This is a genomic window from Mesorhizobium sp. U510, assembly GCF_059180695.1.
In genome coordinates this window covers 6,851,788-6,864,085 of the sequence record NZ_CP180532.1, presented here as the reverse complement: position 1 = coordinate 6,864,085, position 12,298 = coordinate 6,851,788, and the positions used below count along the sequence as shown (strand labels likewise).

Here is a 12,298-nt window from a genome sequence, read left to right as displayed (position 1 = left end):
CCAGGTTTTGAGTGAAACGGGCGGACGCGCCCTGAAAGACGAAGCATGTACCGTTACGATGAGTTCGACCACGATTTTGTCCAGGCCCGCGTCGCCGAGTTCAGCGACCAGGTCCAGCGCCGGCTGTCCGGCGAGATATCGGAGGACCAGTTCCGGCCGCTGAGGCTGATGAACGGCGTCTATTTGCAGCTGCACGCCTATATGCTGCGCATCGCGGTGCCCTACGGCACGCTGAACGGCAAGCAGCTGCGCATGCTCGGCCATATCGCCCGCAAATACGACAAGGGCTACGGCCATTTCACCACGCGCCAGAACATCCAGTTCAACTGGCCGGCGCTGTCGGACATTCCGGCGATCCTGGCCGATCTGGCAAGTGTGGAGATGCACGCCATCCAGACCAGCGGCAACTGCATCCGCAACGTCACCGCCGACCACTTTGCCGGTGCCGCCGCCGACGAGGTCGCCGATCCGCGTCCCTATGCGGAGATCCTGCGGCAATGGTCCTCGGTGCATCCGGAATTCTCGTTCCTGCCCAGGAAATTCAAGATCGCGGTGACCGGGGCAGAGCGCGACCGCGCTGCTATCCAGACGCACGATATCGGCCTGCACCTGAAGAAGAACGCCGCGGGCGAGCTTGGCTTTGCCGTCTATGTCGGCGGCGGCCAGGGCCGTACGCCGATGGTGGCACGAAAGATCCGCGATTTCCTGCCGGAAGCCGATCTTCTGTCCTACTGCACGGCGATCCTGCGCGTTTACAACCTCTATGGCCGCCGCGACAACAAGTACAAGGCGCGCATCAAGATCCTGGTGCACGAGACCGGCGTCGAGGAAATCACCCGCCAGGTCGAGGCCGAGTGGCAGGAATTGAAGGACGCCGAGCTGAGGCTGCCGGATGCCGATATCCGGGCCATCCAAGCCTATTTCGCGCCGCCGGCGCTCACTGATCGGCCGGAAGGCGACCAGGCGGTCAAGCTGGCGCGTCTCGATTCCAAAGGCTTCTCGGAGTGGCTCGACCAGAATGTGGTGACGCATCGCCATCCCGACTACGCGGCGGTGACGATTTCGCTCAAGGGCATCGGCGAGGTGCCGGGCGATGCTTCCGACAGCCAGATGGAGGCGGTCGCCGACATCGCCGAGACATACGCTTTCGACGAGCTGCGTGTCAGCCATGAGCAGAACTTGATCCTGCCGCATGTGGCGCGCGCCGACCTCAAGGCGGTCTATGACGCGCTGGTCGATATCGGGCTGGCGACGGCCAACTCCAATTTGATATCGGACATCATCTCGTGCCCCGGCCTCGACTATTGCGCGCTGGCCACCGCACGCTCGATCCCGATCGCGCAGGAAATCTCGCAACGCTTCGCCTCGCTGGAGCGGCAGCGCGAGATCGGCGAACTGAAGCTGAAGATCTCCGGCTGCATCAATGCCTGCGGCCATCACCATGTCGGCCATATCGGCATCCTCGGCGTCGAGAAAAAGGGCTCCGAGCTCTATCAGGTGACGCTGGGCGGTTCGGCCGACGAGAACACCTCGGTCGGCGAAATCATCGGCCGCGGCTTCTCGTCGGAAGAGATCACCGACGCCATCGAGCAGATCGTCGAGACCTATCTCGGCCTTCGACTCAACCCTCAAGAAAAATTCATCGACGCCTACCGCCGTGTCGGTCCCGCGCCGTTCAAGGAGGCGCTCTATGCTGGCGAAACCAAGGCCGCTTGACCACATCGCCGATGCCGATGACGGCGTCGCCGCCAAGGCGGCGGGATTTGACGCGCTCTATGGCCATCTGAAGCCGATCGAGATCATCGAGCGCTCGGCCCGCGAACTGTTTCACGACGAGATCGCTGCCGTGTCGTCCTTCGGTGCGGATTCGGCGGTGCTGCTGCACATGATCGCGGAGATCGACCGCACGCTGCCGGTCATCTTCCTCGACACCGGCAAGCATTTCGAGGAGACGCTCGGCTATCGCGACGCGCTTGTCGCCGATTTCGGCCTGACCAACATCCAGGTCATCAAACCCGAGGAAGCGGCGCTCGCGCGGATCGATCCGACGGGCAATTTGCACCAAAGCAACACCGATGCCTGCTGCGACGTGCGCAAGGTAGAGCCGCTGGCGCGTGGCGTGGCGCCGTTTCGTGCCTGGTTCACCGGCCGCAAGCGCTTCCAGGCCTCGACACGGGCAGCGCTGCCGGTGTTCGAGGCGGTCGGCGCGCGCATCCGCATCAATCCGCTGGCGCACTGGACGACATCGGACCAGGCCGACTACATGCGGGCGCACGCGCTGCGCGAGAATCCGCTGGTCGCCTATGGCTATCTGTCGATCGGCTGTTTCCCCTGCACGCAACCGGTGCAGCCGGGCGAGGATGCGCGCAGCGGCCGCTGGGCCGGTCATGCCAAGACCGAGTGCGGCATTCACCTGTCGGGGCTGGAAGTGTCGCTGACCGACGCATCACTATAGGATGTGCTGATATTCAGGTGAGGCTGGCCTGCAAACGGCAGCTTCCTGCGCTTCCGGTGCTCACGTACTTCAAGTACGCTCCGCTCCGGTTCTCGGAAGCCGCCATTTTAGGCGCAGCCTGACCTGAATCTCAACACATCCTTGGCTCGTTTGAATATTTAGGAATTTTGATGACCGAAACGACGACACCGGAGACCCGGCTCTGGACCCCGCAGGGTTTTCGCGAGGACGAGTGGGCTCATGCCGAAAGTGCCGACGCGCTGTCCGGCAATGGCCGCTTCATCCTGCCGCTGCAGGCGTTCCTCGACCTTGATCCGGAGGTGCGCCGGTCCGCCAAAGAGCGGCTCGGCGTGGTGCTGCAGCCCGGAGATCAACTCGAGAAGATAGCCGACCTTCTCGACCAGCTGTCGCTGGTGGCGCTGGTCTTCCCGGCCTTCAGCGATGGGCGCTCCTTCTCCAAGGCCGGACTGCTGCGCAGCCGCTACCACTTCGAGGGTGCCGTTCGCGCCACCGGCCAGGTGCTGGTCGATCCGTTACCGCACATGCTGCGTCTCGGCTTCGACGAGTTCGAGATTTCCAACCCGGTGCTGCTGAAGCGCCTGGAAGAGGACCGCACCGGCGGCTTGGGGCTTTACTATCAGCCAGCCGCCGTGCCGGAGCCTAAGGGCCCGAAGTATTCCTGGCGGCGCGTTCGCAGCTGACGTTGGGGTAATTCCACCCATCTTTACATAGGCCGAAATCGAGCCTTCTCTTGGTCATCCGGACGGAAACATCCGCCGGGTACGAGGGAGGAAGTCATGGATTTCGACTATGTCATCGCCGGTGGCGGGTCCGCCGGCTGCACGCTTGCCGCGCGGCTGTCCGAAGATCCATCGAAAACGGTCTGCCTGATCGAAGCCGGCGGCGCGGGCAGCAACCTGCTTATCCGCGCGCCGGCAGGCATCATCGCACTGTTGCCGGGTCGGCCGAAGATCAACAACTGGGCGTTCGAGACTGTGCCGCAGCAGGGTCTTGGCGGCCGCAAGGGCTACCAGCCGCGCGGCAAGGCGCTGGGCGGATCCAGCGCCATCAACGCCATGCTCTACACGCGCGGGCACCGCGGCGACTATGACGAATGGGCCGATCTCGGCTGCGACGGCTGGTCATGGGACGAGGTGCTGCCCTATTTCCGGCGGGCGGAAGGCAATCAACGCGGCGCCGATGCCCTGCATGGCGGTGACGGGCCGCTGCGGGTTGCCGAGCAGCAAGAGCCACGTCCGCTCTCCCGGGCCTTTGTCGAGGCCTGCGGCGAAAACCAGATCCGCCGCAACGATGATTTCAACGGCGTCGAACAGGAGGGTGCCGGGCTTTATCAGGTGACGCAATTCTGGGGCGAACGCCGCAATGGCGAGCGCTGCTCGGCGGCCGCTGCCTATCTGCAACCGGCCATGAACAGGTCGAACCTTACCGTCATCACCGGAGCGCATGCCACGGCGGTCATCCTCGATGGCAAGCGCGCCACCGGCGTGCGGTATCGCGCGGGGAAGGGCGAAGCCGTCGCGAAAGCCAGGCGCGAGGTGATCGTCTGTGGTGGCGCCTTCGGTTCGCCTCAGCTCCTGTTGCTGTCAGGCATTGGCCCGGCTGCCGAGCTCGCCGTGCATGGCATTCCGGTCAGGCATGAACTGCCCGGTGTTGGCAAGAACCTGCAAGATCACCTCGATTTCATCATGGGCTGGACGTCTAGGGATGCCGACATGATGGGCATCGGCCTGCGCGGCCTACCTGGCCTGCTGCGGCACATGCTGCGCTGGCGGAAAGATGGCGGCGGCATGATCGCCACGCCCTATGCCGAAGGCGGTGCCTTCCTCAAATCCGATCCGGCGATCGAACGGCCCGACCTGCAACTGCATTTCTGCATCGCGATCGTGGATGATCATGGCCGGAAGCTGCATATGGGATATGGCTTTTCCTGCCATGTATGCGTGCTGCGGCCGCATTCGCGCGGCGAGGTCGGGTTGTCGACTCATGATCCCATGGCACCGCCGCGCATCGATCCGCGCTTTCTTTCGGACGAACGCGATGCCGGGCTTTTGCTCAAGGGGGTCAGGATGATGCGCGGTATCCTGGAGGCGCCGGCGCTGGCCAGATATCGCCACAAGGAGATCTACACCGCCGGTGTTTCGAGCGACGCGGAACTGATGTCCCACATCCGTGCCCGCGCCGACACTATCTATCACCCGGCCGGCACCTGCAAAATGGGCGTCGACGAGCTGGCGGTGGTCGATCCGCAACTGCGGGTGCACGGGCTCAAGGCCTTGCGGGTCGTCGACGCCTCGGTGATGCCTACGCTGATCGGCGGCAACACCAACGCTCCGACCATCATGATTGCCGAGAAGGCGGCGGACATGATCAAGGCGGCGGCCTGACTGCGGCTCTGGTCGAACCAGCGAAGCTATTTTCGTCTGCCGAGAAGCGCCTTCTGTCGAGAAGGCGGAAAACTGGTCATACCAATTTGGCGATTTGCGCTTTCCCTTTGACCCTGCTGTCCTTAGGATAGGCAATATTATTTCACGACCCGAAATAAATATGGCCGCAAGGGAGGAACCGAGAATGGCTGGCAAGAAGATATTGATGCTCGTTGGCGAGTTCAGCGAGGAGTATGAGATTTTCGTCTTTGAACAGGCCATGCATGCCGTCGGCCACACCGTGCATGTCGTCTGCCCGGACAAGAAGGCCGGCGATGTCCTCAAGACATCTCTGCACGACTTTGAAGGCCACCAGACCTACACGGAAAAGCTCGGCCACGACTACATCCTCAACAAGACGTTTTCCGAGGTGGACCCGGCCAAGTATGACGCCGTCTACGCGGCGGGCGGGCGCGGTCCCGAATACATCCGCATCGACAAGCGGGTGCAGGCGCTGGTGCGGCATTTCCACGAGGCCGGCAAGCCGATCTTCACCATCTGCCATGGCGTGCAGATCCTGATCGCGGTCGATGGTGTCGTGCGGGGCAGGGAAGTGGCGGCACTCCACTATTGCGAGCCGGAAGTGACGTTGGCCGGCGGCATCTACATCGACGTCGCGCCGACCGGCGCCCATGTCGATGGCAATCTGGTGTCAGCCAAGGGCTGGCCGGGCCTGTCCAACTTCATCCGTGAGTGCCTGAAGGTGCTTGGCACCGAAATCCGGCATGGCGAGATCCTGATGCGCGAAGAGCGCCAAGCCGCCTGAACAGGGTTTGCTTCCGCCGCCGCGCCACGGCGCGGCGGTCGTCTTTCTAGGGCGTTTCCCCGTTTCACGGAAACGGCGAACCGCTCTAACTCTATGTTTTGACGCAGTTCCCAAGGGAAAGCGCCATGCGCTTCTCCCGGGAAACCGCTCACACTTTTCCTGGAATTGCTCTACATCGTCGCCCGTGCCTCGCGGAACGACACCAGCTTGCGGCGGTTCTCGTCCCACAATGCCAGTTTGACGCAGCGCAGGCTGTCGAGCAGCGTGACGCGACCGATGCCGCGCAGTTCCGGATAATCGCGCAGCACTTCCTGCAGCCGGTAGCCCGGCACCTTGGCGGAGAGGTGGTGGACATGATGGACGCCGATATTGCCGGTGAACCAGTTCAGCACCGGCGGCAGGTCGTAATAGGACGAGCCGTGCAAGGCGGCATGCTGGAACTCCCAGTCGTCATCCTTTGCCCACTCCGTCTCCTCGAACTGGTGCTGGACGTAGAACAGCCAGATGCCTGCCGAGCCGGCGAGAATGACGATCGGCAGATGGACGACCAGGAACGCACCGGGACCGACGGTCCAGATAAGCAGGGCCGCCGCAAGCGCGATGGCGAGATTGGTGGTCATCGACGACACCCACGGCGTCAGGCCGCCGCGCATCATGCCGATGGGCAGCCTTTGCGAGAAGATGAACAGCCAGATCGGCCCAAGCCCAAACATCACCAGCGGATGGCGATAGAGCCGATAGGCGAGGCGCCCGCGCCAGGACAATTGCCGGTATTCGGCAACGGTCAGCGTCGTGATGTCGCCCATGCCGCGCTCGTCGAGATTGCCGGCGCTGGCATGATGTGTCGCGTGGGCGCGCCGCCAGCAATCGTAGGGCGTCAGCGTCAGGACGCCGAGCGCGCGGCCGATCCAGTCGTCGGCATAGCGGTTGGCGAAGAAGGAGCCATGGCCGCAATCATGCTGGATCATGAAGATGCGCACCAGGAACCCGGCGGCCGGGAGGATCAGGATCAGCCCCCACCAATGGCCATAGGCATAGGCGGCCGAGGAGAGCGCCCACAGCGTGGCAAAGGGAATGAGGGTGATGGCGAGTTCGACGGCGCTGCGTCGCCGGTCCGGCTTCTTGTAGCGCGCCAAGATCTTCAACCAGGCACGCTTGCTATTGGCGGCCGCATCGGGGGAAATCATGTTCATCAGGAAGCATAGGCGCGGCATGTGGCTACCGCAAGGCAGCCATCACGCAAAATTACTGTGCGTAATTGTCGCGTAAAGAGCGACGAGAGCTATTGCCGCCGCAATCTTGTACCGCCATCCTCTACCCGATCGAGGCGGTCGAGCAATTGCCTGAAGCGGTCGTGAGTATCGGTTTCGATGCGGAAAGCCGGCAAGGTACGCAGAAAACGCGTCATCGCCTCGGCACCGAACTGGCGCCGGACTTCTGCGGCGAGCCTTTCTCCCTTTTCAGCCTTGTTGCGGGTCATCATTTCAAATCCTGTGTCGGCTCCGAAACTCCTGCAGTAGGGGAATGGTTCCCGCATCACGCTTCCGTGGCAAGCCAAGCCGGCAAGTACAGTAAACTTTGAATTAAAATATAATCATCGCCATTGATCACCGCCCAGGTCCGGCCAAAGGCTCAATGGTCGCTTACCCCTTGATTTTTGGCTGCCAAACCTCGATATCGGGCACAAAATCCATACCATTCGAGATTGACGGGAAACGGCGATGAGCGACCAGGCAAAAGACGAACGCGCGCCCAGTGAAGCCGAGGCGGTCGAGGCCAATGCCGAGCGCACGGAAGGCAGCATTGACGGCGACTACGAAGCGCTTGTGCGACTGCTGAAGGAAAATGAAGAGCTGAAGGACCGCGCGCTGCGCGTCGCGGCCGAGATGGAGAACCTGCGCCGCCGCACCGCGCGCGACGTGCATGACGCGCGTACCTATGCGGTTGCGAATTTCGCCCGCGACATGCTGTCGGTGTCGGACAATCTGCGCCGCGCGCTGGACGCCATTCCGGCGGAGGCCAAGGCCTCGGGCGACGCCGGCTTCAAGGCGCTGATCGAAGGCGTCGACCTGACCGAGCGCGCCATGCTGTCGGCGCTGGAACGGCATGGGGTCAAGAAGCTCGCGCCGGAAGGCGAGAAGTTCGATCCCAATTTCCATCAGGCCATGTTCGAAGTGCCCAATCCCGATGTCCCGGCCAACACCGTGGTCCAGGTCGTCCAGCCGGGCTATTCGATCGGCGAGCGCGTGCTGCGTCCGGCCATGGTCGGCGTCGCCAAGGGCGGCCCGAAGATTGCCGCCGAGGCGCCGGTCGAGCCGGGGCCGGTGAATGAGCAGGCGGAGAAGGATGCGTAGCTAGGGGTTAGGCAGTAGGGCAGTAGGGCAGTAGGGCAGTAGGGAATAAGGCAGCCGTATCAATCGTGCGGCTTCGTGCTATTCATGCGCAGTCCCTAATCCCTACTGCCTACTCCCTTACCGCCATGAATCCCATCGCCCTTCTCGATTATGCCGGCGTCGCCGTCTTTGCGGCGACCGGGGCGTTGGCTGCTTCGCGAAAGCAACTCGACATTATCGGTTTCCTGTTCCTGGCCAGCGTCACCGGCATCGGCGGCGGCACGTTTCGCGACCTCATCCTCAATGTGCCGGTCTTCTGGGTGGGAAACCGCGACTATGTGCTGATCTGCGCCGTGGTGGCGGTCCTGGTCTTCTTCACCGCGCATCGCGTCGAATCCCGCTACAAGCTGTTGCTGTGGCTCGACGCCATCGGGCTGGCCGCCTTTTCGGTGATGGGCGCGGCCAAGGGGCTGGCCATCACCGGTTCGCCGGTGGTTTCGATCATCACCGGCATGCTGACCGCGACCTTCGGCGGCATATTGCGCGATCTGCTTGCCGGCGAACCATCGGTGCTGCTGAGGCCGGAGATCTACGTCACGGCCGCTCTGGCGGGCGCCGCCATCTTCACATTGGGTGACGTCGCCGGATTGCCGCAGATCGTCTCGGGGTTGGCCGGCTTCGTCGTGGCGCTCGCCGTACGCGGCGGCGCGCTGCGTTTCGGCTGGTCGTTTCCGTCGTACAGGAGCCGGCCGGGAAGGCGGCCGGAGGATATTCCGTAAGGAGGGGGATAGGGAATAGTCAGTAGTGAGTGGTCAGCGAAGCGTGTATCGTAGCGTCTTGCCTACTGCCCTTACGCCGCAAAGCGTTGCGCTTCCCCGCCATAGTAGTTGACGTAGCGGGCGCCGATCTCCTTGACCGGCATCACCACGAAGACGTCGACGGTCGAGAATTCGCGGTCGATGACGCAGCCGTCGCCGATGCGGGCGCCGACCCTCAGATAGCCCTTCACCAGAGGCGGCATCGCCGCGATCGCCGCCTTGGTGTTGACCGCCTCGATCGGCATCAGGTCCATGGAGCAATAGCGCCCGGACACCGCGCGCACATCCCAGGCCGAATTCGTGCGGCAGTGATGGGCGAGATAGGTGAGCGCCTCGGCATGCGCCGCCGGCACAGTGCCGTGGAAGGAAGCGCAGCCGGTCATCACGCCGATTTCGTAGTGATTGATGTAGGCCCAGATGCCTTGCCACAGCGCCTCGATGGTGCGCTTCGAGCGGTATTCCGGCAGAACGCAGGATCGGCCGAGCTCGAGGAAACGCTGGCCGGGATGGCGGGCGATGAGCTTGGTCAGCTCGAATTCGCCTTCGGAATAGAAGCCCCCGGCGGCGGCCGCGATTTCTTGCCGCAGCAGCCGGTAAGTGCCGACGATGCGGCGGTGTTCGGGGCCGGAAATCGAATTGTCGAAGACGAGCAGATGATCGCAGAGCGGATCGAACCGGTCGGCGTCGCGGCGGTCCTGCACCTGGAACAGGTCCTTGCGGGCGCCAAGCTCGTCGTAGAATACGCGGTAGCGCACTTCCTGCGCGGCCGCGATCTCGGCCTCGTTGCGGGCGAGCCGCACTTCGAGATTGCCGATACGGCCGAGTGCCGCGCCCTTTATGACGGAATCGACATTACGCCCGGCGAGCAAGGCGCTGCTGGCGTTCGGCCGAGTGTCACATTCCGGCATAACTGTATGCACGAGTGATTCTCCTTCGAGCCATCCCTCTTGGCACGGGGATACGGTGTAGGTGCAACAGGATTGTGACAGTACCGTGATAAGGCGTCGCGGGCAATACTTCGTCGGCTGGCGAAAACGGTCAACCGGCTACGTTAGGGGAGGAGAGGCGAGGTGCGTCTCGCGTGCACGGATCAAGTCGCCGCGCCTCAAACCCTTGTTTTCATGCATGTCGCCCTCGGGAAATCGGGGCCACTTTGGGTTGGCATGCATCAGCCGCGGCTGGAAAAAAGCAGATCAAGCAGCAACCTGGCCCTCGACGGCGTTGACAAGCGCATCCGGGTCGAGCGGCTTGGTGACGAAGCCGCTGGCGCCGTGGGCAAGCACCGCATGGCGGGTCTTTTCCTGGCTGTCGGCCGACAGCACCATAATCGGCACGGGCGGCGCCGATGTCTCTTCCTCATGGCGGCGGATCGCGGCAATGGCGTCCAGCCCGTCCATGACCGGCATATGCAGGTCCATCAGCACCACGTCGAAGCGGTGCTTGTGTCCGGCGCTGGTGACGGCCTCGACCGCGGCCTTGCCATTGCCGACTACCTTGACGCGGTGTCCCGCCTTCAACAGCGTGGCGCGGGCCAGCATGGCATTGATGTCGTTGTCCTCGGCGATCAGCACGGACAAGCCCAACTGGCGGTCGCTTGAAGCGCGCAGCGCCGGGGTGCGGCGCTTTTCCGGCTGCGGCTGGGCAAGAGCCGGCGCATGGCTGGTCAAAAGAACACGCAAAAGTGTTCCACCGCGCACCGGCCGGGCCAGGAAGGTCGCGTAGCCGCTGGCGCGGAACTCGCCAAGCATGCCTCGGTCGGTCGGCGCGATCAGCGTGATGGCTTCGCAATCGGAAAAGCCGCCTTGGCGCAACCGCTTGAGCACTCTCCCATCGCTCTCCTCCATGGCCGCGTCGACGAGAAGCACGTCGCAGCCCTCGGCCAGGGGCACGGCCTGAGCCACGGTCGTGGCGATACCGGCCGTGCCGCCATTGGCGCGGATGGTGCGGGCGATGGCGTCGGCCTCGACGGCGTTTCTGGACAGGATCACCGCGCGCCTGCCGGCAAGCACGTTCTGCCGGCCCTGAGGCGCCTCGGTGGCCTCCGTCGCCGGGATTTCGAAGACGAAGTCCGACCCTTGGCCAAGCCGGCTGGAGACCGAAATCGTGCCGCCCATGGCAGTCACCAGCCGCTTGGAGATAGCAAGTCCGAGCCCCGCTCCGCCATGTGCGCGTGTCGAGGTGCCGTCGGCCTGTTCGAACTCCTCGAAGATACGCTCCATGTCCTCTTCGCGCAGGCCGGGACCGGTGTCGGTGATGGTGAAGCAGATGCGGTCGCTGGTCTCGGTGCGGGCGCGCGCGATGCTGACCAGCACGCCGCCGCCGTCGGTGAACTTGATGGCGTTGCCGATCAGATTGAGCAGCACCTGCCTGACCCGGCCTGGATCGGCTGTGATCAATTGCGGTACATCCGGTTCGACGTGGCAGCCGAGCCCAATACCCTTCGCGAAGGCGCGCGCGGCGAGCAATTCGATAATGTTGTCGGCGATCTCGCGCACCGACATGGGCTGCGGTTCCGGATCGAAGCGACCGGCCTCGATCTTGGAATAGTCGAGCAGGTCCTCGATTAGGGCGAGCAGGGCGCTGGCCGAGGTCGAGATGGCGCCGACATAGGTCTGCTGTTCCGGCGACAGGCTGGTATCGGCGAGCAGCCTGGCCATGCCCATGATGCCGTTCATCGGCGTGCGGATTTCATGGCTGACCGTGGCGAGGAAGCGCGATTTGGCCTGGCTTGCGTATTCGGCGCGCTCGCGCGCGGTGATGAGCGAGGATTCGGCGCGCTTGCGGGCAGTGATGTCGCGGGCGATGGCGCGATGCGATGCCGTGCCGCTGTCCTTGTCGCGCACCGACAGTTCGATCCAGGAGAACCAGCGCGGGCCGCTTGGCGTGCGGATGGCGACGTCGGTGGAACTGAGGCACTCATGGTCGGAAAAGGCGGCATCGGGGACGATGCCGACCTCGATGCCAAGTTCGGCCAGGGTCTTGCCGGCAAGATCGCGCTGATCGGCTTCGACCAGATCGGCGAACACCTTGTTGGCATAGACAATGTGGCCGTCGCGATCGCGATGGATGACGAGGTCGCCCAGCGCATCGATGAGACCGCGAAAGCGCTCCTCGCTTTCCTGCATTTCCCACATGCGGTCGGCCAGCGTCTCGATCTCGGCGCGGCTTCGGGCGGTGGTCTCGTCCAGCAGTACCACGGTACGGTGGACGCTGCGTCTGGCATGGAAATGCATGGCCAGGCCGGCGAGGCCGGTTGCCAGCAAGGCGAGGCTGATGAAGATCGGCGCCCCCGTCAGATGCGCAAGGCCCGCCAGGACCAGGATGGCAACGAAGGTGAGCAGCGGCAGGCCTTCCCGCCTGACCAATTGCTGCTCGGGCACCAGCGGCGGCGCGGCGATGAACCGCCGCGCCGCCGCTGGCGCCGCAACCGCATCGACATCGTCGCCCTTGTTCGCCTGTTGGCTGTCGGATTCCGCGATCAT

11 protein-coding genes are annotated in these 12,298 nt (G+C 63.7%); 7 read left to right on the top strand and 4 right to left on the bottom strand.

From position 1 onward, the window contains the following. The first annotated feature begins 45 nt into the window (after positions 1 to 45). The 5 genes from ACLGL5_RS35315 to ACLGL5_RS35295 all read left to right on the top strand — a co-directional run bounded on the left by ACLGL5_RS35315 (position 46) and on the right by ACLGL5_RS35295 (position 5,665). The gene (locus ACLGL5_RS35315; protein WP_019861220.1) at positions 46 to 1,716 is read left to right on the top strand and encodes a nitrite/sulfite reductase; all 1,671 of its coding nucleotides are present in this window, start codon (positions 46 to 48) and stop codon (positions 1,714 to 1,716) included. Beyond that, the gene (locus tag ACLGL5_RS35310; protein WP_064980892.1) at positions 1,691 to 2,455 is read left to right on the top strand and encodes a phosphoadenylyl-sulfate reductase; all 765 of its coding nucleotides are present in this window, start codon (positions 1,691 to 1,693) and stop codon (positions 2,453 to 2,455) included. Before ACLGL5_RS35315 ends, ACLGL5_RS35310 begins: the two co-directional genes overlap by 26 nt. A gap of 170 nt (positions 2,456 to 2,625) precedes the next feature. After that, on the top strand, positions 2,626 to 3,156 hold the full coding sequence (locus ACLGL5_RS35305) for a DUF934 domain-containing protein (RefSeq protein WP_069093146.1): 531 nt from the start codon (positions 2,626 to 2,628) through the stop codon (positions 3,154 to 3,156). Between the two features lie 96 nt (positions 3,157 to 3,252). Continuing rightward, positions 3,253 to 4,860, top strand: coding sequence for a GMC family oxidoreductase (locus ACLGL5_RS35300; protein ID WP_019861215.1), 1,608 nt, complete (start codon positions 3,253 to 3,255; stop codon positions 4,858 to 4,860). A gap of 184 nt (positions 4,861 to 5,044) precedes the next feature. Beyond that, complete coding sequence (locus ACLGL5_RS35295) at positions 5,045 to 5,665, top strand: DJ-1/PfpI family protein (protein WP_010911510.1); 621 nt, start codon at positions 5,045 to 5,047, stop codon at positions 5,663 to 5,665. Between the two features lie 170 nt (positions 5,666 to 5,835). Here the strand turns inward: ACLGL5_RS35295 and ACLGL5_RS35290 are convergent, their stop codons facing one another. After that, entirely contained in the window at positions 5,836 to 6,858 is a 1,023-nt protein-coding gene (locus ACLGL5_RS35290; protein ID WP_027047402.1) for a fatty acid desaturase, read from the bottom strand. A gap of 89 nt (positions 6,859 to 6,947) precedes the next feature. Beyond that, positions 6,948 to 7,148, bottom strand: coding sequence for a hypothetical protein (locus tag ACLGL5_RS35285; RefSeq protein WP_019861213.1), 201 nt, complete (start codon positions 7,146 to 7,148; stop codon positions 6,948 to 6,950). Between the two features lie 238 nt (positions 7,149 to 7,386). Here ACLGL5_RS35285 and grpE point away from each other — a divergent pair, with 238 nt between their 5' ends. Continuing rightward, on the top strand, positions 7,387 to 8,019 hold the full coding sequence (gene grpE, locus ACLGL5_RS35280; protein ID WP_019861212.1) for a nucleotide exchange factor GrpE: 633 nt from the start codon (positions 7,387 to 7,389) through the stop codon (positions 8,017 to 8,019). Between the two features lie 125 nt (positions 8,020 to 8,144). Beyond that, complete coding sequence (locus ACLGL5_RS35275; RefSeq protein ID WP_019861210.1) at positions 8,145 to 8,777, top strand: trimeric intracellular cation channel family protein; 633 nt, start codon at positions 8,145 to 8,147, stop codon at positions 8,775 to 8,777. A 71-nt stretch (positions 8,778 to 8,848) separates the two neighbouring features. Here ACLGL5_RS35275 and olsB read toward each other — a convergent pair whose 3' ends face one another. Both olsB and ACLGL5_RS35265 read right to left on the bottom strand, forming a co-directional pair. After that, positions 8,849 to 9,724, bottom strand: a complete 876-nt coding sequence (olsB, locus tag ACLGL5_RS35270; RefSeq protein ID WP_010911504.1) for a l-ornithine N(alpha)-acyltransferase — start codon at positions 9,722 to 9,724, stop codon at positions 8,849 to 8,851. Positions 9,725 to 10,009: 285 nt separating this feature from the next. Beyond that, complete coding sequence (locus ACLGL5_RS35265) at positions 10,010 to 12,298, bottom strand: ATP-binding protein (protein ID WP_019861209.1); 2,289 nt, start codon at positions 12,296 to 12,298, stop codon at positions 10,010 to 10,012.

What these genes read in the sequence shown, in the direction of transcription:
- ACLGL5_RS35315 (WP_019861220.1), top strand. Translation starts at nt 46, where the DNA reads ATGTACCGTTACGATGAGTTCGACCACGATTTTGTCCAGGCCCGCGTC.
- ACLGL5_RS35310 (WP_064980892.1), top strand. Translation starts at nt 1,691, where the DNA reads ATGCTGGCGAAACCAAGGCCGCTTGACCACATCGCCGATGCCGATGAC.
- ACLGL5_RS35305 (WP_069093146.1), top strand. Translation starts at nt 2,626, where the DNA reads ATGACCGAAACGACGACACCGGAGACCCGGCTCTGGACCCCGCAGGGT.
- ACLGL5_RS35300 (WP_019861215.1), top strand. Translation starts at nt 3,253, where the DNA reads ATGGATTTCGACTATGTCATCGCCGGTGGCGGGTCCGCCGGCTGCACG.
- ACLGL5_RS35295 (WP_010911510.1), top strand. Translation starts at nt 5,045, where the DNA reads ATGGCTGGCAAGAAGATATTGATGCTCGTTGGCGAGTTCAGCGAGGAG.
- ACLGL5_RS35290 (WP_027047402.1), bottom strand. Translation starts at nt 6,858, where the DNA reads ATGAACATGATTTCCCCCGATGCGGCCGCCAATAGCAAGCGTGCCTGG.
- ACLGL5_RS35285 (WP_019861213.1), bottom strand. Translation starts at nt 7,148, where the DNA reads ATGATGACCCGCAACAAGGCTGAAAAGGGAGAAAGGCTCGCCGCAGAA.
- grpE (WP_019861212.1), top strand. Translation starts at nt 7,387, where the DNA reads ATGAGCGACCAGGCAAAAGACGAACGCGCGCCCAGTGAAGCCGAGGCG.
- ACLGL5_RS35275 (WP_019861210.1), top strand. Translation starts at nt 8,145, where the DNA reads ATGAATCCCATCGCCCTTCTCGATTATGCCGGCGTCGCCGTCTTTGCG.
- olsB (WP_010911504.1), bottom strand. Translation starts at nt 9,724, where the DNA reads ATGCCGGAATGTGACACTCGGCCGAACGCCAGCAGCGCCTTGCTCGCC.
- ACLGL5_RS35265 (WP_019861209.1), bottom strand. Translation starts at nt 12,298, where the DNA reads ATGATCGCGGAATCCGACAGCCAACAGGCGAACAAGGGCGACGATGTC.